The sequence below is a fragment of the Proteinivorax tanatarense genome (genome assembly GCF_040267685.1).
Classification (GTDB): domain Bacteria; phylum Bacillota; class Proteinivoracia; order Proteinivoracales; family Proteinivoracaceae; genus Proteinivorax; species Proteinivorax tanatarense.
The window spans coordinates 752,950-776,372 of the sequence record NZ_CP158367.1 but is presented as its reverse complement, the minus strand read 5'-3'; the positions used below and the strand labels follow the sequence as shown (position 1 = coordinate 776,372).

Annotated in this window: 24 protein-coding genes and 1 other annotated feature; of the genes, 4 read left to right on the top strand and 20 right to left on the bottom strand. The window is 33.9% G+C overall.

Annotated elements, in window-relative coordinates; genetic code table 11:
• Positions 1-3: 3 nt before the first annotated feature.
• The 15 genes from yfmF to pcrA form a co-directional block, all read right to left on the bottom strand.
• Positions 4-1,272, bottom strand: a complete 1,269-nt coding sequence (yfmF, locus tag PRVXT_RS03830; protein WP_350344365.1) for an EF-P 5-aminopentanol modification-associated protein YfmF — start codon at positions 1,270-1,272, stop codon at positions 4-6.
• 6 nt (positions 1,273-1,278) lie between these two features.
• Entirely contained in the window at positions 1,279-2,193 is a 915-nt protein-coding gene (locus PRVXT_RS03825; protein WP_350344364.1) for a pseudouridine-5'-phosphate glycosidase, read from the bottom strand.
• Complete coding sequence (locus PRVXT_RS03820; protein WP_350344363.1) at positions 2,190-3,302, bottom strand: PfkB family carbohydrate kinase; 1,113 nt, start codon at positions 3,300-3,302, stop codon at positions 2,190-2,192. Before PRVXT_RS03820 ends, PRVXT_RS03825 begins: the two co-directional genes overlap by 4 nt.
• 402 nt (positions 3,303-3,704) lie before the next feature.
• Complete coding sequence (locus tag PRVXT_RS03815; RefSeq protein WP_350344362.1) at positions 3,705-4,070, bottom strand: YlbF family regulator; 366 nt, start codon at positions 4,068-4,070, stop codon at positions 3,705-3,707.
• Positions 4,071-4,095: 25 nt separating this feature from the next.
• A complete protein-coding gene (locus tag PRVXT_RS03810) occupies positions 4,096-5,436 on the bottom strand; it encodes a sodium-dependent transporter (protein WP_350344361.1) in 1,341 nt (446 codons plus the stop codon).
• A 137-nt stretch (positions 5,437-5,573) separates the two neighbouring features.
• On the bottom strand, positions 5,574-5,729 hold the full coding sequence (locus tag PRVXT_RS03805) for a hypothetical protein (RefSeq protein WP_350344360.1): 156 nt from the start codon (positions 5,727-5,729) through the stop codon (positions 5,574-5,576).
• 79 nt (positions 5,730-5,808) lie between these two features.
• Positions 5,809-7,236 carry an Asp-tRNA(Asn)/Glu-tRNA(Gln) amidotransferase subunit GatB gene (gene gatB / locus PRVXT_RS03800; protein WP_350344359.1) on the bottom strand — a complete coding sequence of 476 codons (1,428 nt, stop codon included), beginning with the start codon at positions 7,234-7,236 and terminating at the stop codon, positions 5,809-5,811.
• Position 7,237: 1 nt separating this feature from the next.
• Entirely contained in the window at positions 7,238-7,561 is a 324-nt protein-coding gene (locus PRVXT_RS03795) for a hypothetical protein (RefSeq protein WP_350344358.1), read from the bottom strand.
• A 16-nt stretch (positions 7,562-7,577) separates the two neighbouring features.
• Positions 7,578-8,645 (bottom strand): hypothetical protein, encoded by a 1,068-nt coding sequence (locus PRVXT_RS03790; RefSeq protein WP_350344357.1) that lies wholly within the window; start codon positions 8,643-8,645, stop codon positions 7,578-7,580.
• 54 nt (positions 8,646-8,699) lie between these two features.
• Positions 8,700-10,118: an Asp-tRNA(Asn)/Glu-tRNA(Gln) amidotransferase subunit GatA gene (gatA, locus tag PRVXT_RS03785; RefSeq protein ID WP_350344356.1), complete on the bottom strand. Its 1,419-nt coding sequence runs from the start codon at positions 10,116-10,118 to the stop codon at positions 8,700-8,702.
• Positions 10,105-10,407: an Asp-tRNA(Asn)/Glu-tRNA(Gln) amidotransferase subunit GatC gene (gene gatC, locus PRVXT_RS03780; protein ID WP_350345103.1), complete on the bottom strand. Its 303-nt coding sequence runs from the start codon at positions 10,405-10,407 to the stop codon at positions 10,105-10,107. The genes gatA and gatC overlap by 14 nt, the downstream gene beginning before the upstream one ends.
• Positions 10,408-10,501: 94 nt before the next feature.
• Positions 10,502-10,996 carry a flavin reductase family protein gene (locus PRVXT_RS03775; protein WP_350344355.1) on the bottom strand — a complete coding sequence of 165 codons (495 nt, stop codon included), beginning with the start codon at positions 10,994-10,996 and terminating at the stop codon, positions 10,502-10,504.
• A gap of 46 nt (positions 10,997-11,042) precedes the next feature.
• A complete protein-coding gene (locus PRVXT_RS03770; protein ID WP_350344354.1) occupies positions 11,043-11,795 on the bottom strand; it encodes a hypothetical protein in 753 nt (250 codons plus the stop codon).
• 65 nt (positions 11,796-11,860) lie between these two features.
• Positions 11,861-13,840, bottom strand: a complete 1,980-nt coding sequence (ligA, locus tag PRVXT_RS03765) for an NAD-dependent DNA ligase LigA (RefSeq protein WP_350344353.1) — start codon at positions 13,838-13,840, stop codon at positions 11,861-11,863.
• 11 nt (positions 13,841-13,851) lie between these two features.
• Entirely contained in the window at positions 13,852-16,014 is a 2,163-nt protein-coding gene (gene pcrA / locus PRVXT_RS03760) for a DNA helicase PcrA (protein ID WP_350344352.1), read from the bottom strand.
• Between the two features lie 293 nt (positions 16,015-16,307).
• Here pcrA and PRVXT_RS03755 point away from each other — a divergent pair, with 293 nt between their 5' ends.
• Positions 16,308-17,417 carry a DUF362 domain-containing protein gene (locus PRVXT_RS03755; protein ID WP_350344351.1) on the top strand — a complete coding sequence of 370 codons (1,110 nt, stop codon included), beginning with the start codon at positions 16,308-16,310 and terminating at the stop codon, positions 17,415-17,417.
• 73 nt (positions 17,418-17,490) lie between these two features.
• On the opposite strand, the gene PRVXT_RS03750 is transcribed toward PRVXT_RS03755, so the two are convergent.
• On the bottom strand, positions 17,491-18,366 hold the full coding sequence (locus PRVXT_RS03750) for a DegV family protein (protein ID WP_350344350.1): 876 nt from the start codon (positions 18,364-18,366) through the stop codon (positions 17,491-17,493).
• Between the two features lie 125 nt (positions 18,367-18,491).
• Positions 18,492-18,704, top strand: a binding site (T-box leader).
• A gap of 51 nt (positions 18,705-18,755) precedes the next feature.
• On the opposite strand from PRVXT_RS03750, the gene trpS reads away from it, so the two are divergent.
• From trpS to PRVXT_RS03735, 3 genes are all read left to right on the top strand, one after another.
• Positions 18,756-19,745 carry a tryptophan--tRNA ligase gene (gene trpS / locus PRVXT_RS03745; protein ID WP_350344349.1) on the top strand — a complete coding sequence of 330 codons (990 nt, stop codon included), beginning with the start codon at positions 18,756-18,758 and terminating at the stop codon, positions 19,743-19,745.
• 61 nt (positions 19,746-19,806) lie between these two features.
• Positions 19,807-20,277, top strand: coding sequence for a ribonuclease H-like YkuK family protein (locus PRVXT_RS03740; protein ID WP_350344348.1), 471 nt, complete (start codon positions 19,807-19,809; stop codon positions 20,275-20,277).
• Between the two features lie 340 nt (positions 20,278-20,617).
• Positions 20,618-21,253, top strand: a complete 636-nt coding sequence (locus tag PRVXT_RS03735; RefSeq protein ID WP_350344347.1) for a stage II sporulation protein M — start codon at positions 20,618-20,620, stop codon at positions 21,251-21,253.
• Positions 21,254-21,323: 70 nt separating this feature from the next.
• Here PRVXT_RS03735 and PRVXT_RS03730 read toward each other — a convergent pair whose 3' ends face one another.
• The 4 genes from PRVXT_RS03730 to PRVXT_RS03715 form a co-directional block, all read right to left on the bottom strand.
• Complete coding sequence (locus tag PRVXT_RS03730) at positions 21,324-22,001, bottom strand: hypothetical protein (RefSeq protein WP_350344346.1); 678 nt, start codon at positions 21,999-22,001, stop codon at positions 21,324-21,326.
• Between the two features lie 13 nt (positions 22,002-22,014).
• Positions 22,015-22,641 (bottom strand): hypothetical protein, encoded by a 627-nt coding sequence (locus tag PRVXT_RS03725; protein ID WP_350344345.1) that lies wholly within the window; start codon positions 22,639-22,641, stop codon positions 22,015-22,017.
• A 42-nt stretch (positions 22,642-22,683) separates the two neighbouring features.
• Positions 22,684-22,980, bottom strand: coding sequence for a YerC/YecD family TrpR-related protein (locus PRVXT_RS03720; protein WP_350344344.1), 297 nt, complete (start codon positions 22,978-22,980; stop codon positions 22,684-22,686).
• 91 nt (positions 22,981-23,071) lie between these two features.
• Positions 23,072-23,416, bottom strand: coding sequence for an ATP-binding protein (locus PRVXT_RS03715; RefSeq protein ID WP_350344343.1), 345 nt, complete (start codon positions 23,414-23,416; stop codon positions 23,072-23,074).
• Between the last annotated feature and the right edge of the window lie 7 nt (positions 23,417-23,423).

The following is a 23,423-nucleotide window of genomic DNA, read 5'->3' as shown; positions in this document are numbered from 1 at the left end:
TAGTTAATCCTCCTTAGGTCGCAAAAAGAATATTGTGTCCATCTCGATAGTGTTTGCTGCATTTACTATGTCCTCTTTGCTTACTGATTTTAACTCTCTTAAAAGTTCTTCTACTGTCCACTTTCTCCCTACTAACCCACCATCTACTTGAAGTCCTATTTGGCCACCTACTTCATCTATGGTCTCTGATAGGCTATTCTCTAATCCTGCCAGAGTATATTCAATCTCCTTATCTGAGATATTGCCCATTTTTATTTCTTCGACTTGTTTTTTTATTATTTCAACGGTCTCATTGTATGTCTGTTTATCGATGCCAGCAAAAACGAATATCATCCCTTTTAAAGTTTCGATATTTGATCCCGCATAATATGCCAGAGAAGCTTTTTCCCTAACGTTTTGGAAAAGCTTTGAATGAGTAAATCCACCTAGTATACCGTTGTACATCAACAACGCAGGATACCGATCGTGATTCATGGTTATCGGTGTTTTCATCACCATGACCAAACGCCCCTGCTTTATGTCCATTTCCTCTATAATTTCATTAAATGAGTTAGCTTTGCTGTTTATCGGCTTTTTAACTGTATCTGTTTTTTCTCTTTCTATCTTGAATGTATCCAGGAACTTATCCTTTAAAGACTTTTCGTCAAAATTTCCTACTACATAAAAGTCAATAGGGTTGTTATTGATAATTCTGTTATAGTGTTCATAAAGATTGTTTTCATTTATTTTCTCTAAGTCATCATAGCTACCATATTTTGATGTTCTATAAGGTTCTTCTGGGCAGGAATGTTCTATAGCTTTGATAAAAGCATATTTTTGTTTATCGTTAACTGTAGAAGATATTCTATTTTTTAAGTTTTGTTTTTCAATCTCTACATAAGTTTTGTTAAATTTATTATCTTTGATAGCGGGATTAAAAATAATATCTTTAAATATATTTAAGGATTTTTGAACGTATGAGTCATCTTCTAAGAACCTAGGGCTGACCATTTCCATCCTAAAGTCCATAAGAAGTGTCTCTCCTCTTTTGGTTACACCAGCACCCATACGAGTGCCATATAGCTTTGCTAATTCTTGGGAGAGTTCTCTGGGGGTTGGGTACATATCAGTCCCCTTTTTCATTATTTCTGGCAAAAGTGCAGTTTTTGAAGTTTCATCATCTAAGTTTGTATACAAAAACATTCTAATAGATACAGTCTTATACTTATCCGTTGGGTAAAGATACAGATTTATTCCAGGTGCTAGTTCAGTCTTTTTAAATTTGTTATTCACAAAAAGTTAGTCCTCCTTTTGGGCAATTTGCTTTGCAATATTGGCAGCAAGCCTTGCATTGTTTTTTACCAAAGCTATATTGGATTTTAAACTATCTCCGCCAGTTATCTCTTTTATTTTCGACAGTAAAAAAGGAGTTACATCTTTTCCTTTTATGCCATTATCGTTACATTCTTTTAAGGCATCATCTATAGCTTTTCCAATTATCTCTTCTTTAATATCATATTCTGTAGGAATTGGGTTTGCAATCACAGCTCCTCCTTTTAAATCCATTTGCCATTTTGTTTGTAGCATATTTGCTATTTCTTCTGCTGAGTCTGCTTTTAAATGAGATGTAAAGCCACTTTTTGAGCAAAAAAAAGCCGGAAATTCTGATGATTTATATGTAATTATAGGTACTCCTAAGGTTTCAAGATACTCTAAAGTTCTTCCAATATCTAGTATGGACTTTACTCCAGCACACACTACACCTACATTAGATTTACTTAATTCCGTCAAGTCTGCTGATATATCCAGTGTGTTTTCGCCATCTCTATGAACACCGCCTATCCCGCCAGTAGCAAATATCTTAACACCAGCCATTTGGGCACCAATCATTGTTCCAGAAACTGTTGTAGCTCCTAGTTCTTTTTGAGAAATAGTGTAAGCGATATCCCGCCTACTCACTTTTCGTACATTTTTACTTTCAGCCATTCTTTGTATTTCATCTTTACTTAATCCCACTTTAACCTTTCCATCCATTATTGCTATAGTTGCAGGTATTGAACCATTTTCCCTTATAACTTGTTCAACCTCCAGAGCTGTTTCTAAGTTTTGAGGGTATGGCATTCCGTGAGATATTATTGTAGATTCTAATGCTACTACCCCTTTTTTAGATGCTAAAGCTTCTTTAACTTCAGTAGATATTTCTATATAATTCATTTTGTTAAATCCTCCTTGAGTTCTTTTTTTAGTTTTTCCCAACTTAATTTTGGTGATACTGTATCTTTGCATTGCAATGTTAAAGCAGCGCAAATGGAAGCAATTTTTGCACACTGCTGTAAAGGGATGCCTTTATAATAAGCCGCCAAAAATCCACCTACTAAACTATCTCCTCCTCCAGTTACGTCAACTATCTCATCAGCCATTGATGGAATCATTTCTGCAGAATCATCGCTATATAAAAATAGGCCTTTCTCTCCTAACTTTAACAGCACAATTCTCACACCCTGACTCAAAAGCATATCTCCAGCACGTTTATAATCTTCAAAACTGTTTAATTGCATCTGACATATTTCTTCTAACTCTTCTTTATTAGGAGTAATTATATCTATGTAGCTTAAAATATCTTTAACTTTTCTAGCTTTTTCTACAGAGACAGGCTCAACTACCAAAGTACAGTTAAGCTCATTTGCCTGATGTGCTATATACTCAATTGTATCCTTTCTTAAATTTGTGTCACATACTATTATGCCAGCATTTTTAAGAAGTGATAGGTTTGACTCAATATATTGAGTGTCTATAACATCAATGATATTCATATCCGCTAACCCTACTTGTAGATCATTTTTATCATTTAAAAACGCCATATATGTCCCTGAATTATGCTTGCCGGTCTGTAATATTTGTGACATATCAACTCCAGCTTCTTTACTGTATTCTATAATAGCCCTACCATGCTTGTCTCTACCTACCGCTGAAAGTAAGCTTGTGGGTACATTCAATCTTGCTAAGTTTTCTGCTATATTTCTACCCACTCCACCAACTGAAGTAACTATTTTGCCCACGTTTGACGTAAGCATTTCAACTTTATCTGATACCACAATACCTTTTATATCATAGTTCGCCCCACCAATTACTACTACTTTTTTTTGCTGGTTAAATACATAGCCACGCCCTAAAATAAACCCCTTTTTAATTAAATTGGAAATATGAACTGCAGCTGCTGATCTTGTTAACTCTAATCGGTTAGCTAGTTCTTCCTGACTAATCATTGGTTCGTTATGTAAGATTTTAAGAATTTCCTCTTCTCTAGCTGTTAGCCTTGGCATAACACAAACTCCTTTACTATTGTTTAGTAAAACTTAATATATGCTTATATGATAAGTTTATATTATTGTATTTAATTCGTCAAGAAATTGAAAACAAAAAACCTTCCGCATCAGAGGGGGGGGGAGATGGCGGAAGGTTTTTTAATAATAAAAAGATTTTTAGCATATTAGTTTGTTTTGTTTTTTTCTATGATAAATAGTAGATTAGTTATTTTTTCTTTCTTTAGTATAATTTATCATATTGTTGTAGTCAAAAGGAATATAAGCCTATTTAAGCTGTTTAAAGCGTGTTTAATTCTTTTTTTGTCATTTTTTGTCGATTATCGTCCTTTTCCACCATCATTGATATGACAACTCTTTTAAAGGTAAGGTAAAGACAATTTTACAGGTTTAGCATAACTCCTATTGACTACTTGCATCTTCCTCTTCCAAAGGATTAAACTCAAGTTTTATTCCATCACCTATGATTTTTTGTATATCTGACATCGTTTGACCAATACGTTGCTCTAACATCAAAAATGTTTCTATGTCTTTGTTTAAGCTGATGGTTTCAAATAACTTTTGAATTTGTTCCATCTGTTCTTGTGAAGGTTCTTTTCCCTGCATCTGTAACTTTTGCAATTCAAAATTCTTTTTTCTAAAATCTTTAAGCATTTTTACACTGCTAGAATCAGATTTAATCTTTTCAGAAACTTCTTTGTACTGCTGATAATCGTCACTTTCTTTAAAAGCCTTAACTAGTTTATGAGCATAATCATATACATTCATATTTCTCTCATCTCCCTTTTAAAATTTAGAAAAACAAACCATTAACAATGATTACCAATAAAACTACTGGCATTATCCATTTTATCAAAAATGCCCAAGGAGTTGCCAGTAAAAATTTGTCACCAGATTTCTCAATCTCTGAAATAGCGTTACTTGTCTTCCACACCCATCCTATAACGATAGCGGTGAATAGTCCCCCTAAGGTCAACAGAACGTTAGATGCAAAATAATCCATAAAGTCTAAAAACGGCATGCCAAAAATTAAATTGTCACTCATTACACCCATAGACAAAGATGATGGAATTCCTAGTATAAATATTGCTAACCCTGCCAAAAGAGAAGCTTTTTTTCTATCCCACTTTAGTTCATCGATAAAGTATGCTACTACTACCTCTAAAAGTGATATAGCGGAAGTCACTGCGGCGATAGTTAGCAATACAAAAAACAGAAGACCAAAAAAAGTTCCTGCTGGCATTGCACCAAATACAGCGGGCAATGTAATAAAAATTAACGGTGGACCTGAGCCTGGCTCTAATCCAAAAGCAAACACAGCTGGTATTATTATAAAACCTGCCAACACAGCTATAAATATATCAAATATTGCTATATATACAGCACTTCCTGGAATGTTTTCTTTTTTAGGTAAATAGCTACCATAAGTTAATATAGCTCCCATACCCAAACTAAAGCTGAAAAAGGCTTGGCCTAAAGCGCTCAGTATTATATGTCTATCTATCGCCGCAAAGTTTGGGCGCAAATACCAAGATACACCTTCCATTGCTCCATCTAAAGTGACGCTCCTTATTGCTAATAGCACAAGAAGAACTAATAAAATAGGCATCAACAGTTTGCTTGCTTTTTCTATTCCTTTATCTATACCCAATATCACAATACCAATTGTCATAGACATAAAAATACCATGCCAAAATATAGGAACAATTGGGTTTGATGTTAACTCGTTAAACACATTTCCAACTTCTTCTGCCCCTAAGTTTGCAAGTTCACCTGTTAAAAACTTAAATATATAAGCCACACCCCATCCTGCTATTACAGAATAGAAAGACAGTATAATAAACCCTGCAGCTACTCCTAAAGCTCCTATAATTCCCCAGTTATCGCCTGCAACTTTCTTAAAGGACCCTACTATGTTGGTCTGACCTCTTCTACCTATTGTTAACTCGGCAATCATTAAAGGTATTCCAACCAAAAATGTAATAATTAGGTACACCAGTAAAAAAGCTCCGCCACCACTTTGTCCTACCACAGTGGGGAATCTCCATATATTCCCAAGTCCTATTGCGCTACCAGCAGCAGCCAAAATAAATCCTATACGACTACCCCATTGTTCACGATCTTTGTTAGCCAATATATTCACCTCTTGTTATATTATTCTTAATTTATCTTCACCAACAAGAGGAATTTTTATTCACGTAGGAGCTTAATGACTTACTTTAGCCATCTTAGCTGCTTTCTGGGAAATAACGTCCTGATTATATCTAGGTTTCAACACTTTTGCATTTTATAATCCAGCTTATAATTTCCAACTGCCCAGGTGCTACCATCATCATTACCATTATCTATTATATTATGACTTGAATGCAATTTTGTTTCTTTAATATACTGAGCCACTTCATTTGTAAAATAAATTTCCAACTTCATAATATTTTGTTCCCTGTTCTATTTCCCAAGCACTTTTTAATTAATTCTCCACTGAAAAATCTAGTGGATGTATAACATTTTACTTTGTAACATAGTCTAACTTTTTTATAATTAACTGTTTTACCTTTTGAGGCTCTAATTTACCTTTTGACTTTTTAATAGCCTGTCCTACTAAAAAATCTAAAGCTCTATCTTTGCCCTGTTTAAAATCCTCTATAGATTTTGGATATTGTGCTAACACTTGGTCTATTGTTAGCTCCATTTTAGTTTGGTCGTTTTCTAAATTTAAATTAAGTTCATTTACTATTTGCTCCGGCTGTTTGTCGTGATACCACATCAGTCTGAAAACCTTTTTAGCTCCTTGGTGAGATATCTTTCCCAATTTTAATAGATCTAGCAGCAATGCTAATCTTTTAGGTGTTACATGCTCCCGTATTTTACTTTTATCCTTTGCGTACCTAAACACCTCGCTTTTTATCCAATTGGTAACTAAGTTTAAATCATCACAGTACACAATAGTTTCGTTCCAAAAATCGTACACTTCTTTATTAGAAGTTATTAGCGAAGCATCCCCTTTTGGAAGCCCCATTTTCATAAGTTTTTCTTTGTTCTCTTCAGGAAGTCGACCTATTTTGCTTTTAGCATGCTGGATAAAGCTTTTGCTCAATTGAACCGGTAAAACATCTGGTTCAGGAAAATAGTTATATCCCCTCGCCGATTCCTTATTTCTTAAAATTTGACATTTATTATTTGCTTCATCCCATCTAAGTGTTTGTTGTTTGACCGTCTCTCTTTTTTCCATTAATTCTCGCTGCCTAGTCTTTTCATAATCTATAGCTTTGCCTAGTGCTTTTATCGAGTTTAAGTTTTTTATCTCAGTTTTTGTGCCTAAACTACCTGATTTATGTGGTTTTATAGAAATATTAACATCAAATCTTAAGCTACCCTCTTCCAATTTGCAGTCAGAAATTTCTAGATGTTGCAAAGTTGTTTTTACTTTTTTAACAAATTCCATGGCTTCTTGTTCATCAGAAATATCTGGATAAGAGACAATTTCAATAAGCCCTATCCCAGCTCTATTAAAATCTAAAAGCCTGTACCCCTGTTTTACTACTTGTTTTGCTGCATCTTCTTCGATATGTATCTGTCGAATACCAATAACTTTTTTTTTACCGCCAATTTCTAATTCTACATAACCATTAGATGCTAATGGCTCATAATATTGTGTTATTTGGTAACCCTTAGGTAAATCAGGAGAAAAATAACTTTTTCTGTCAAAGTTACTTTGTTGCTCTATACTACAATTTAAAGCTAGTGCAGCTTTTAGGGCAAGATCTAAAGCTTTTTTATTTAGCATTGGAAGTGAGCCAACAAAACCTAAGCAAATTGGGCAAACCTGTGTGTTAGGTGGCGCTCCAAACTGAGTTGGGCAACTGCAAAATACTTTAGATTCAGTTTTTAATTCTGCATGAATCTCTACTCCAATAACGGTTTCAAAATACTCCATATTACTTCCCCTTTGTAGATGCTATTTCCTTTATTCTCCATAAGTCCCCCACTTCTGGAATTTCTATTGTTATTTGCCAACCAAGGTTTCTAAATCTAATATGAGAAGATGGCGCAGCACTAGTTCTAGTCCCCCACATAAGAGCATTATCACCATCAAAAACAATAGAATCAGTATCTAAATGTGATTGATTATCTAGCCAATAATAAAAATTTCGTGGGTTATTAGGGATAGCAGAAGCCTTTTGAGGTACAAAAGTTAAAAAAGAAAATAACATAAATACTAAAATTATATAGGATAATATTTTCTGTATATTTTTTTTCACAAACAAACCTCCTTTATTAGTGAATATTAAATGCTAACAAGTAAATTTTATTAACTCCATTTTTTGAATAAACCTTAACTCTATTAAAATCTGTATTACTAGAATAATATACTGATCTAAGAAGTTCGTCAGGATTATTACTTGTAGTTTCGCCTATGCGTACTTGAAGATATGATGGAGGAATGATATACTCTCTTTTACTGTTTTGATAGGTCTCTTCTTCCCATTCATACATTGATAGTTTATTTGTTACATCAGTTGTGCTATATATATCTTGTGTGAATTTTTCAAAAATGTTATCAAAATATGGTAATTGTTCGCCATCATTATCTGTATAAATATCAAAATTAATTCTTCTATTTTTTTGCTCTTGTCTAACTGCATTAGTCAATTCAGCATTATATTCAAAATTAGCATCATTAGAATCATCATTAGAACCACTTGATGAACTACTACCTGAACTACTGGAATCATTAGAACTACTGGAATCATCAGAACTACTTGATGAACTACTACCTGAACTACTGGAATCATCAGAACTGCTTGATGAACTACTACCTGAACTACTGGAATCATCAGAACTGCTTGATGAACTACTACCTGAACTACTGGAATCATTAGAACTACTGGAATCATTAGAACTACTTGATGAACTACTACCTGAACTACTGGAATCATCAGAACTGCTTGATGAACTACTACCTGAACTACTGGAATCATCAGAACTGCTTGATGAACTACTACCTGAACTACTGGAATCATCAGAACTGCTTGATGAACTACTACCTGAACTACTGGAATCATCAGAACTACTTGATGAACTACTACCTGAACTACTGGAATCATCAGAACCACTTGATGAACTACTACCTGAACTACTGGAATCACTAGAAGAACTATCATTTAGACTACTAGAATCATTAGAAGAATTATTGTGTTCATAAATAATAATGTCTTTATCTGCTATTTTTTGCTCTTGCTCTTCTTCCCCGCCCCAAAAGAGCATGATAGAAGATAAAACAACAAAAACAACTCCTACAACTAAAGCTTCTTTTATAAAACTTGCTGATATTTTTTTTGACATAAAACCACCTCTTTATATAAATAAACCCCTATAACTGAAAGCTATTTTTCATCATTATTCTATCTTCCTTTTATGATAATCAGTTGCTTGTTGAAAATTATTTCCTACGTTAAATAAAATACCCTCGCTAAAAGCAGGTGCTATAAGTTGTAGACCTATAGGCATGCCTTTACTATCCTGACCACAGGGTAAAGATATCGCTGGTAGCCCTGCCAAGCTAACGGGTGTTGTATAGCTATCATGTAAATACATAGTCAATGGATCATGTTTCTCCTCTAGCTTAAATGCTGTACTAGGTGTAGTTGGACCTAAAATAACGTCACATTGTTGAAAAGCTTTTTGAAAATCTTTTTTGACTAAAGTGCGAACCTTTTGAGCCTTTAGATAGTAATCATTATTATTAGATGAATTTAATATATATGCCCCTAGCAAAATCCGTCTTTTTACTTCCACACCAAAACCTTCAGTTCTAGATTGAATTGAGTTTTTAAGATAATCTTCTTCAAAAGTTTTCTCTCCATGTCTTAAACCATCAATCCTAGCCAAGTTAGACCACGCTTCTGCCGCACAAATCAATGTATAAGCTGAAACACTATAAGGGATATGGGGCAAGTTTACTTCCACTAGTTTTGCTCCTAATTGCTCTAATGTTGTTATAGCTTTATTTAATTTTTTGTTAATTTCACTATGGGTATAGTCTGTAAAAAATTGCTTTGGTAGTCCAATTCTAACTTCTTGCATTTCACCTTTGAGGGCTGCTGAATAGTCTTCGATTTTATTGCTTGTTGTTACTGGGTCTTTTTTATCTCGTCCAGCTATTTTAGAAAGTACGTAAGCACTATCTTCCACTGTCTTAGTTATAGTTCCTATCTGATCCATCGAAGATGCTACAGCAACTAAGCCATGTCGGGATACTAAACCATACGTTGGCCTAAGTCCAACCACACCACAGAAAGATGACGGTTGTCTTATAGACCCACCGGTATCAGAACCTAAAGCAAAACATGTAAGGTCAGCAGCGACAGCCGCCGCCGATCCCCCGCTCGAGCCACCGCTTACTCTCCTTTGATCCCAAGGATTTTTTACAGGAAAAAAAGCTGATGTCTCATTAGATGAGCCCATAGCAAATTCATCCATATTAGTTTTTCCTAGTAATAAGCAATGATCATTTAATCTTTCAATTACTGTAGCATTATGGGAGGGGATGTAGCTTTTAAAGATTTTTGAGGCACAAGTAGTGGCCACATCACATACATTTATGTTATCCTTAACAGCCATTGGTATCGCTTTATCATTAAACCTTTCTTCTGCTTTGGCCAAAGCAATGTCATCTGTTGTCTTTATATACGCCCCTAAGTCTTTGTTTTTTTCTTTTATATTTTTTAAATATTGCTCTGTAACCTCTAAAGCTGAAAAATTTTTGTTTTTATATCCAGAAATAAGCTGTTGAATTGATAACTTAGTCAGCTCCACCTTTTTTCCCCCTATCATTTACTTGTTCAACTTTTACGAACCCATGCTCTATACTAGTGATATTGTTTTTAAATAAATTTTCCCCCTTATTTGGCTCTACTTTATCATGTCTCATTGTACAATGACCACAGCCCCGCTCTGTTGGCTGTACATCTTCAAGGTCCAATTTCTTTAAATTGTCAGCATAGGACAAAACCTGATCTAACTCTTTAATATATTCGTTCATTTCTTCTGGCCTAATTTCTAGCATGCTTATTCTTGCCAGTTCCTTTAACTCTTCTTTTGACACCTTCAATTTTTACTCCTCCTTGATGGTATTATCTTATCCAAATTATAACATCATCTTTTAAAAAATAAAACTTAAGACAGGCCTAAGGCCTGTCTTAAGTTGATTGACTGTTATCTATTGCTACAAGGTCTCTGTCGTAAAACACCATTGGTTTTTCTTCTTTTATTTTATCTGCAGAAACAACGTTAGCGATTATAACGTTATGATCTCCTGCTGTATATTGATTTGTTACTTTACACTCAAAGTTTACAATTGCTTGTTCAATCAAGGGAACATTAAGTTTATTCCCATCTTTAACTGTTAATTTTGCCTCTTTTATTTTATCAGTTACATTTTCCCGAGTATGGCCGCAAATCCTAGCTACTTGTTCGTTATCTTGGGGCAAAAGAGATACTACAAACTCTTTAGTTTCTGAAATAACAGGGATTATAGAGCTACTTGGTGAGATACTGACCATTATTAAACTAGGCTCCTGTGAAACTTGGGTAAACCAAGAGACAGTAATTACATTATGACCTTCTTCATTATATGCACCTACTAATGTAACTGGCACAGGAATCTTATCTAAAGCTTTTTGAATTTGACTCATGTTATTCCTCCTCGTTAACCTTTAATTATTTATTTTATTATTTCTCTTATATTCTTTTTATATTCCATAGTAATATAAGTGCCAAAAAAGCAAGTGCATTAGAAGCAATAGCCACTTGTATAGACCACATAATTACTCCCACTGAAATTTGATAAGCTATTCCAAAAAGCACAAGTAATGAAGAGGAAAAAATAACAACATACTTTAAAATTGTAAGATTTTCCACTAAAAATTCTTCCTTAACACCAAAAAACAACGATATCAAGCCAAACAAAAAATTAATTAATCCACAAGTTAGCATAAAAGTTAGTAGATTTATCCCTGCTAAGCTAGGCGGAAGTTTTGATGGACTATAGTCTTCAAAAGCTTTCGACGAAGCTTTTTCGCTTGATTCAGCAAAAACAGTATAAAAATTTTTCCCTGCAGGGTGGTGGGGAAAGTAAAGTCCACAAAGAACTCCCTCTACTCCATCTAGGTTTATTATATCTCCCATTTCTAAATTATTTTCTATATAATTTTCTAAAGAAGTAAATATCGGAACATCACCTTCTTCTTTCCCCCGCTCTATCGCTAATAAATTTTTATCAAAGACAGTTGATTTAACTGTGGTTTCATCTAAAAAAAAGATATCGTGTTCGCCATCGCTCAGCTTATTAAAATACTGCTGTTCATTAAAAACTTCTGAGTAGCTCGTCGTTATATACCGATGATTATTCAAGATTTGCATAAAAAAAGCAGCAACCAATGCTACAGTAACAGTAGCTGTAAAAAAAGCCTGTACTTTTGAGTATTTAAACATAACAAACCCCTTTCAAAAAAGAATATAGATAGTATATCCATTTTAAAAGGGGTTATAAATTTCTTTTAGCTTTTAATGATTTTAATTAGGTAATCTTCATTTTGTATTGATATTCCCAGCTCTTTAGCTTTATCCAGCTTGCTTCCAGCATTTTCTCCAGCAATTACTACATCTGTTTTTTTACTTACAGAACCAGTAATTTTGCCACCTAGCTTTTCTATCTGTTCTTTAGCCTCTTTACGAGTTAGTTGAGTTAAAGAACCGGTTAATACGACAGTTTTTCCAGATAAAGCACTACTAGTTGTCTGTGTTTTAGGTTGTGCTGTATTTACACCATATTCCTTCAGTCTTTTAACTATATCCCGTGCTTGAGCTTGAGAAAAAAAGTCAGTGACACTTTGGGCTATTTTCTCACCTATTTCAGGTACTTCTTCTAAGTCTTCCTTGTCAGCTTCTATTAGATGATCTATACTTTCAAACCTTTCAGCTATTATTCTTCCTGCCTTCTGTCCTACAAACCTTATCCCTAACCCAAATAATAGCTTGCTAAGGGGCTGTTTTTTTGAATTTTCAATAGCATTTACAAGGTTTTGGGCTGACTTTTCTCTAAATCGTTCTAGTTTAATAAGTTCATCGACCTCTAAAGTATATAAATCAGCAACATTCTTTACTAAATTATTGTCGTAAAGTTGTTCGACAACAGCCGGACCAAGACCGTCAATATCCATAGCTCCCCTTGAAGAAAAATGGATTATTCTCTCTTTGATTTGTGCCGTACACTGTGGGTTTATACATCTTAAAGCCGCTTCTTCTGGGAGCCTAACTGCTTCTTTTTTACAGGCGGGGCACTCTGTAGGCATTTTTAATTTTTGTTCTTTGCCAATGCGGTTATCATTTATTACCTCAACAATCTCTGGAATAATATCTCCAGCCTTCTGAACTACCACAGTATCTCCTATCCTAATATCTTTTTGTGCTATATAATCTTCATTGTGCAAAGAAGCTCTGCTAACGGTAGTCCCAGCTAATTTTACTGGATCTAAAATAGCTGTTGGTGTTATAGTTCCCGTCCTTCCCACTGTAAAGGTAACATCTTTAAGCACAGAAAAAGAACGTTGGGCAGGAAATTTAAAAGCTATTGCCCATCTAGGACTTTTAGCTGTAAATCCTAACTCCTTTTGGATTGACAAAGAATCTATTTTTATAACTATACCATCAATTTCATATGGTAATTCTTCTCTTTTCTGTTGCCATCTCTCACAGTACAAAGCTACATCTTCGATGGAGTTAAAAAGTTGGTAGTTAGAATTCACTTTAAAGCCCAATTCTTTTAGAGCTTCTAAGTTTTCGCTATGAGTATTACCAAATTCATCACTGTTTGCAATAGAGTAAAAATACACTGATAAGTTTCTGTTAGCTACAATAGAGGTGTCCAACTGCCTCAATGTCCCTGCGGCAGCATTTCTAGGGTTTGCAAACTGAGGCTTGTCATCTTTTTTTCTCTGCTCATTCAATCTGTCAAAAGAAGTTTTAGGCATATACACTTCACCCCGCACTTCAATGTTTACAGCTCTTGTTAATTGCAGAGGAATACTTTTGATTTTTTTAAGGTTTTCGGTAATATCTTCTCCTACTTGACCGTCACCTCTTGTAGCACCCCTTACCAGTTTCCCATTTTCATATCTTAATGTAACAGCAAGACCGTCTATTTTTAGTTCGGCTACATATGTTAGCGTTGAATCACCTATTTTTTTCTGAGCCCTTTTTGCAAAGTCCTGCAAGTCAGAGAGGTTAAATGCGTTGCCTAGACTAAGCATCGGTATGTTATGCTGTACTGTGTCAAATCCTTCCAAAACTTTACCACCCACCCGTTGGGTTGGAGAATGTGATAAAGCATATTCAGGATGTTGTTTTTCCAGTTTAACTAATTCAGCTAAAAGTCCATCATAGGTTGGATCATCTACTAATGGTTTGTCAAGTACATGGTAATGATAGTCATATTTAGATAACAAATCTGTCAGTTCTTTTATCCTTTTTTTTGCCATTTTTACCTCACCTACCCCTCTACTACCGTCAAAGGTGCAAAGCTTGCCATTAGAGCTTTTGATCCTACTTTTTCAAAGTTTATTGTTATTTTTTGGTCTTCTCCCAATGATTTTATTTCTGTTATTATACCCTGTCCAAACTTTTTATGCTCCACTAACATACCTACCTTGTATGCCATATCTATATTTTGTTTTTGAGGCATCTTAAAAGAGTTAACATTTGCCCTTTGTGGACCGCTTTGACTGTATAGGTTATCCATAGAATATTTTTTAATACTTTTATCTTCTATTAAGTTTTTAGGTACTTCTTCTAAAAATCTGGAAACTTTGTTTCTTTCCACTCTTCCATATAAAGCTCTACTTTGTGCCGCTGTTATATAGAGCTTTTCCTTCGCTCTAGTAATTCCCACATAACAAAGCCTTCTTTCTTCCTGTAGTTCTTTGGGGTCTTCCATGGATCTAATATGGGGGAAAAGCCTTTCTTCAAATCCAGCAATAAATACAACTGGGAATTCTAAACCCTTTGCACTGTGAAGTGTCATTATTTTAACACTATCTTCCCTTTCACTTTCATCTGTATCAGATGCTAAAGAGTTCTGTTGTAAAAACTCATCTAAATTACCGCCATGTGTATTATCAAATTCTTTAGTAACAGTAAATAACTCTTCTATATTCTCTAACCTAATTTTTGCTTCATCGGTTTTATCAGACTGAAGCATGTTTCTATACCCACTTCTGTTAACAGTCTCATCTAAAAGGTCCGTGACATTAAGATACTGGGACATTTCCTGTAAATTTTCAATCAACATCACTAGCTGCTTAATCTTGTCTTTACCTCTAGATACTATACCATCGGCATCTTCTTTTAAAACCTCAAATAACGTCTTGTTTTTCTCATCTGCCACAGCTGCCAACCGTTCTACTGTTTTATTTCCTATACCTCTTCTAGGAACATTGATAATTCTTGTTAAACTTAAGTCATCAGCGGGATTTGATATAATCGATAAGTAAGCCATGACATCCTTTATTTCCTTGCGGTTAAAAAACTCGGTTCCAGCAAAAATTTGATAGGGTATATCTCTTTTCAATAAAATGTCTTCAATAGAACGGGTCAAGGCATTTGCCCTGATTAAAATAGTAAAGTCTGACAGCTTTCTCCCCTTTGCTTGCTCCTTAGTGATTTCATCAGCTATAAACTGAATTTCGTCAATATGGTCTGTCCCATGGAAAAAAACAGGTTTTTCTCCTGCACAATTTTCCGTCCACAGATTTTTCCCTTTTCTACCTTCGTTATGCTTTATAACTTCGTTTGCAACGCTCAAGATGCATTGGGTAGATCGGTAGTTTCTCTCTAGTTTTATCACCTTTGCATCTGGATAATCTTTTTCAAAATCTAAGATGTTAGCTACATCTGCTCCTCTAAACAGGTAAATTGACTGATCATCATCGCCAACAACACATATATTTTTATGACCTTTTGCTAAAAAATTAACCAACAAGTATTGACTATGATTGGTATCCTGATATTCATCCACCATTATGTATTTGAACTGTTGTTGATAACGTTCTAAAATATCGGGATTAAGCCTAAACAACCTTACTGTTTCAAAAATCAAATCGTCAAAATCCATAGCATTATTTGCTTTTACTCGCCTGTCATACATTTTATATATTTTTTCTATTTGTTTTTCATAGAGGTTTGAACCTTGGTAGTCTTTAGCTGATAGCAACTGATTTTTTGCATTGCTTATTGCTGAGGCAATAGAACGGGGAGTAATTTTTTTGGTATCTATGTCTAACTCTTTAGCACAGTCTTTGATGACTTTTAGTTTATCAGAAGTGTCATAAATATTAAAATTATTATCATATCCTAAATGCTTTGCTTCTCTGCGAAGTATTCGGACACAGGCTGCATGAAAGGTTGATATCCACATATCTTCACTACCATAAACCAAATCCGAAACTCTTTCTTTCATTTCCTTTGCTGCCTTATTGGTAAAAGTTATAGCTAAAATTTGCCATGGTTTTGCTTTTTGGGTACCTATCAAATGAGCTATCCGATGAGTTAACACCCTTGTTTTGCCGCTACCAGCCCCAGCGATAAGAAGTACTGGTCCTTCCGTAGTTTCTACTCCTTCTCTTTGCTCAGGATTTAAATTATCTAAAATATCCATTTTAAAACCTCACTTTTATAAGTTCTATCTTTATAGTAATGCAAACTTCTGTTCGATGCAACACCTTAAGATTTTTTATTACGTCATTTTATTATAACAAAGACCACAGTTTAATGCAGTATTTTGTGTTAAAGAAAAGCTAATGATATAATGGTAAAAATTCAAAAATTAGGTGAATGCAAAATATAAAATAACTTAGCTCCCAATTTATAAAATGGCCCACTTTGATAATTATCTATTATATGGTATATTACTTTGCAATCGCCTATAAAATCTATTAGGAGGATTAACTAATGAGCAGTAAGGTGTACTTTTCAGACTTTGTAACTGGCAGCAAGAAAAATAACATTCCCAATAAAATTAGAGCTCTTTTTGATAAAGTCAAAGCTCCAGATATTTTATCGGATAATGATGCAACTGCAGTAAAGTTACATTTTGGAGAAAAAGGAACTAATACCTTTATACACCCAGTTTTTGTGAGGCAAGTGGTGGATAAAATTAGAGAGTGTAATGCCAAGCCTTTTTTAACAGATACCAACACATTATACACGGGCAGTAGAACTAATAGTCATGACCATATCCAAAGTGCCATTGAAAATGGTTTTGCTTATTCTGTAGTAAACGCACCGATAATCATTGCCGACGGACTCTATAGCAAAAACTCTGTTGATATAAATATAAAGGGTAAACACTTTGATAATGTTAAAATTGCTGGTGATATTTATAATGCCAACTCTATGGTTGTCCTCAGTCATGTCAAAGGTCATGGACTAGCAGGGTTTGGAGGCACCCTTAAAAACTTAGCTATGGGCTGTGCAACAGCTGCCGGTAAACAAATGCAGCACTCTGATTCTAAACCAAAGGTAATGGATGAAGATTGCGTTGGGTGCCAACTTTGCCTCAATAATTGCCCTGTTGATACTATCAGCATAGAAGCCAAAAAAGCCAAAATCGATGATGAAAAATGTATCGGCTGTGGAGAATGCACAACAGTTTGTCCAAAACGAGCTATAGAAGTGCAATGGGAAACAGATTCCCGTATTTTCGTTGAAAAAATGGCGGAGTATGCCTATGGAGCTATTGAAAATAAAAAAGATAAGGTGGTTTATTTTAATTTTGTTATGAATGTAACCCCTTTATGTGATTGTGTTCCTTGGAGTGATGTTCCTATCGTCAATGATGTTGGAATTCTAGCATCTTTTGATCCTGTGGCTATAGACCAAGCATCGTTGGATTTGATTGATCAACAGGTAGGAAACAAGCACAGCCAACTTGTTAAAAATCTTGAAAAAGGAGAGGATAAGTTCGGAGCTTTACATAAAGATGTAGATGGAAGAGTAATTTTAGAATACGGAGAACAACTGGGTATGGGAAGTAGAAAATATGAAATAATAAAAGTTTAATCAGTGAAGGAAGACAGGATAAACAAACAAAACAACTCAAAATCTTTTATAAGATTTTGAGTTGTTTTGTTTGTTAAACACCTATATTACCAGATGGCTTCTCATTTAAAAAGAAAACAGCCACCCCTCCCAGACCTATATGACAGCTTAAAACCCCTCCTACTATATTCACTAAAAATTTCTCACAACCAAATTTCTCTTTAATCATCTCTTTAAGTCTTAAAGCCGTTTTTAGATCATCGGCATGACTTATTCCTATGGTTTGATCTTTGATTTGGCTCCCTCTTTCTTCCATAATTTCTACTATTCTTTTTAAAGCTTTTGTCTTTCCCCGTACTTTTTCAAAAGGAATCATTTCACCTTTTTGCACGTGTAAAATAGGTTTTATTTTTAAAATACTTCCTAAAAAAGCTTCTCCCTGACTAAGGCGCCCACCTTTGTGTAGGTGGTTTAAATCATCTATTGTAAAGATATGTTCCATATGCTTCGATTTAAAGCTAATAACATCTAGTATCTTGTTTATAGCTATATCGTTTTGGGCAAGCTTAGCCGCCTCTTTTACTATCAATCCCTGACCAATTGCACCACAAAAGGTATCATGTACATAGATTAATTTTTTCTTGTATTTTTCATTTATTTTTTCCGCTACCATTTTCCCCGTCTGACAAGTCCCTGATAACTTAGATGAAAATGCGATATAAATACATTCCCTGTCTTTTTTAGCATAGTTTTCAAATACCTTTTCAAATGCTTTAGGAGGAATTTGTGTAGAAGAAGGCATTTTTCCACTCCTAATTGCTTGATATACTTCTTTTGGCTGGATTGTTTCACCATCTAAATATTCTTTATTATCCAGATTAACTATTAGTGGGATCACCTCAATGTCGTGTTTAATAGCTATATGCTCAGGAATATCACTGGCACTATCTGTAATAATTTTAACTGACATTTCCCTCTCCCCTTTTTGTCTTTATAATATTTATAATAATCAAACATTTAATTAATGTCAACACCATACATATTATCCTAATTTGACTATTTTAAAGCATTAATTTATAATATAATAATTAACAAGAAAAATTTTAGATTAAGATTAGTAGAGTGGTTCTTTCTCTTAAAGAGAGTCGGTGCTGGTGGAATGCCGATAGAGAACGCCATTTGAATGGACTTATGATAAGCTAAGCTGAATTATAGTACGCTTAGACGGACTCCTCCGTTATAAGGTAAGTGGACTTTGATTTAGGTCAAAAAGAGTGGTACCGCGGAGTTGTAACCTTCGTCTCTTAAAATGAGATTGAAGGTTTTTTTGTATAAAAAATTCATTTGGAGGTAGAAGGAATGACTAATAAAAAAGTTATATTTAGCGGCGCTCAGCCAACTGGTACATTAACCCTGGGAAATTATTTAGGAGCTATACAAAATTGGAAAAGCTTTGAAGATGACTTTCAGTGCATATATTCTATAGTTGATTTACATTCGCTTACTATACGTACCAATCCAGAAGAGTTTAAAGAGTCTTGCCTATCTATGTTAGCTCAATATCTTGCTTGTGGAATTAACCCAGACAAAAACATAGTTTTTTTTCAGTCACATGTACCACAGCACAGTGAGCTAGCATGGATACTCAATTGTAACACGTATATGGGTGAATTAAACCGAATGACTCAATTTAAAGACAAGTCTGCTAATCATAAAGATAACATTAATGCTGGACTATTTGCTTATCCTGCACTTCAAGCTGCTGATATTTTACTTTATAAAACCAACTTAGTTCCTGTTGGCCAAGATCAAAAGCAACATTTAGAACTAGCTAGAGATATAGCAACACGTTTCAACAACAATTATGGCGAAACCTTTGTAGTTCCAGAAATTTATACACCTAAATTAGGCGCAAAAATCATGAGCTTGCAAAACCCAAATGTAAAAATGTCAAAGTCAGACGAAAATCCTAATGCATATATCTCAATACTGGATGATGAAAAAAACCTTATAAAGAAAATGAAAAGAGCTGTAACTGACAATGAAGGCGTTATAAGATACAGCGATGAACAACCAGGCATTAAAAACTTGATCACTATTTATTCTAAACTTACAGGATTGCAGATAGAGGAAATTGAAAATAAATATGAAGGTAAAGGGTATGGTCATTTAAAAACTGACTTAGCAGAAATAGTAGTTGAAAGCCTTAATCCTATCCAAACTACTTATAATAAATATATGAATGCTCCTGATTATTTACAAGAAGTATATACAAAAGGGGCTGATAAAGCCAAAGAACTAGCAGAAGACACCATGAAAAAGGTAAAAAATAATATAGGTCTTGTCTAAAATTCATAGAATTTTTATTCAGTAGCTATTCATACCATATATTAAACTCAATTCAAATGGGGTGATAGCAATTAAAAGTATAACCCACGGTGACGTCTCTTTAAGTCAAGTGTGTAAACTTATAAAGAATTATATTCAAGATGATATAGATCAAAACTATGAAATAACCATAGGTACAGATTCTCAAAATACTAGTTCTACAAAAGCTGTAATCGTCATAGCTATACGTCGGCTTGGAAAAGGCGGTATCTTCTTTTATGATATAAGACGGGTAAAAAAAATAAATAACATCAAAGAAAAGATATATTTTGAAACTAGTTTATCATTGGAGATTGCCCAAAAACTCATGACCCATTTAAAGATAGAAGAACTTCCCTGTAATTTAAGCATTCATATAGATATTGGGAAAAATGGTCCAACCTCAAGAATGATTCCCGAAATTGTAGGATGGGTCAAAGGCTGCGGATTTGATTGTGAAATCAAACCTGAAGCTACTACAGCTTCATCAATAGCAAATAAGTTCTCTAAATAAAACCCTAAAAAGGTTGTGGTAACTTCATTAGTGCCACAACCTTTTAATAACAGCAAAAATTTTCTACGGCACCAAGTTTACAGAAATATTGTTGCCCTAGGTACTAAACTAAGCTTCTTATTGTTTTTTTAGTATTATGTGGTAAGATTTAATAAGTAAATAATATATTTAGGTAATTACAAAATGATCAGGTTTAAACCACTATACAAATATAGCACTTCAAATTCCACACTATATAGTTCGGGAGGACTCTTTGTAAATCATCTACAAAAACGCCCTTATATCATGTTTTATAGATTTTGTAATCGCCTAAAATAATAATTTCTAAGGAGGGTAAGGTGTGCTATTAGACCTATACAAAAAACATTGGGACCTTTTTAAGCATCACTATGCAAAACCAACTGCCTTAATAACATTAGCCTCGCTAGTAATTGCGTTAGTTGGATACTTTTACTTTATAAAAAATGAAGCTGTTATGCTTGAATTTTTTAATGATCTTATGCTACATTTTGAAAGCATGGGTGTAGGGGAACAGACTACCCATAGTGAGCTATTCACCATTGTATTGTTTAATAATTTAAGGGTATCCGCTTTTATGATTATTTTAGGATTTATTCCTGTAATAGTACTTCCATCATTGAGTGGGGTGGCAACTACTATGTCAGTAAGCATGGTAACTGCTTTTTTCAGCATTAACGATATGTATCCTCTTCATATGTTAGCTTTCGGAATTTTTCCTCACGGTATTATAGAACTATTTGCCATATATTTAGCTGGGGGAATAGGTGTATATATGAGTTTAAACTTATTTAAAAAGATTTTTTCTCCTAAAAGGGCAGAAATTAAAATTGGCTCTATAATTAAACAATCCTTGCTTAGCTATTTGTTACTTGTAGCGCCTTTAATAATTTTAGCTGCATTAATAGAAGGGTTTATTACCCCTGTTTTAATTGAAAGTTTCTATCCTGGATTTTAATTATAGCTTTGTATAAGTATAAATTAAAGTGGGGCTGTCTTATCTTATTAAGACAGCCCCACTAATTTATTTATATTGCTTCGGAATTGTATGTTTGCTCATATAAATCTAAGTAAGTTAAAGCCAAAATTACAAATGTTGCCGGTACTGTGATAAAAATTCCAACGATAAAAGCGAGTAACCCTAGCAAATTAATTAACACTAACAAAGCAAATAACGCAAATAGTCTTATTCTAACTTTAGATATAATTTTCCAACTTTTTTTAATTGCATCTATCGGTCCTTTTTCCTTGTCGACAATTACATAAGTTGCAAAAACAAAACCTATAACTATATAAACCACTAACCCTAAAATCAACACTCCTAAAGCAAGTGTTATTATTGGGCTTATAGTCATTGTTAATTCCGCTAACCCAAGCATGCCAGTTAACAATCCTAGTGTTATTCCTAAAATAAATATATTTGCAACTATCACAGCACCTATAAGCTCTATTTTAGAAAATAAGTCTTTAAACTCAGGCTTTTCTTTTGATCTAACTGCTTTTAAGCTGACATTTATTAGGCCTACTTCAAAAACTGTGGTTAAAACAATGCTAAAAACAAAACCTAAAGCAAACATCTCATATACAACACCTGTAATAAGTGATGCTAAAAGGGCTATCACAAAACAACTGATCAGTAGTCCTATATTTTCTACTGCAATTGAAAAACCCCTTTTGATATTTTTAAAAATCAATAATTTTTTCATAATATACCTTCCTTTAAGCTATAAAAATTTGCATCGCCCAAGATATGGTTATTAAAAGGGTTAAGAAAAATAAAATTAAAAAAACTACAAAAAGTGGAGATTTTTCTAAGTGCTTATCACCTTCAAGTTTATCCTTTAACTCTTCAACAACTCCATTTATAACGCTATTATTTCTTTCATCTGTACTTGGTTTTATGACCATAAAAGCGATATTAAATATAACATTAAACCTTAAAATAACAGAAATCTCTTTTAACAGAAAACTCTTCTCTTTTTTGGAAGTTAGCTTTGGCTTGTGATGGGACAAATTTTTGCTCACCCAATTAAGCAAAGCTTTATCATCGGCATTTAGCACTAGTAATCCTTTTTGATGAAAAGAAACTGCTGTTATCAAAAGCATAAAAATGAAACTAATTACTATTAACCAAGAAGTTAAGTTCCCCCAGCCTCCTACAACAAACTGCCGCACTCCATCTAAAACTGAAGGAAGTATTAAAATAGTTAAAAAAACAAAAGTCCACCGATTATCTACTATTTTTATCTTGGAATTGGTAGTATTAACTGCTAAATATAAAAATGTCGCAGTTGCAATAAAAAAAGCGATACAGTTAAATATAGCTATTATCAAGTTCATATCCACTTTTATTTCCCCCTTTGGCTTAGAAGAAAAAAGAGGAACTGTTTATTCCTCTTTTTCCAATCTGTCTATTATTAAATTATAACCACCTTCGCCATAGTCTAAGCATCTTTTTACTCTACTTATGGTGGCGGTGCTAGCTCCAGTTGCTTCTTCAATCTTATTATAAGTATAACCTTTTTTTAACATTTTAGCCACTTCAAAACGTTGTGCTAAAGACTTTACTTCATTGACAGTACACAAATCCTCAAAAAAACTATAACACTCATCAACATCTTCCAACTTCAACATCGCTGTAAATAACTGTGTTATATGCTTTTTTCCTAATTTATCCAAATGCAAGGGACTTCACCTCCTAATGGCTCCCTTATACTAAAAGTTAATTCAACATTAATACATAAATTTCCTTCAAGCATTAGAGAAATACTTAAAATTATTTTTTCCTAAGCACCATAATCTTAGTTCCCACACCTCTTTTTGATGTTACTTGAGCCTTATCGACAAGCATACTAACAATATTAAGCCCAGAGGCAGAACCAGTATTGCCTGCAAGGTCTCCATAATATTCTTCTAATTCATCTCTTCGTGATTGATTTAAAATGCCATTTACTTTGTCTAAAATATCTTCGTTCATTCCTTGCCCATCATCGGCTACAGTAACCTTTGTAAATTCTTTTTTATTGTTTATTTTAACATTTACTTCTTCTGCATCTGCATTTAAAGAATTGCTCACTAATTCCTTGACAATTCCTTGAATTTTACTTTTTTCAGATTTCAAAATTGTT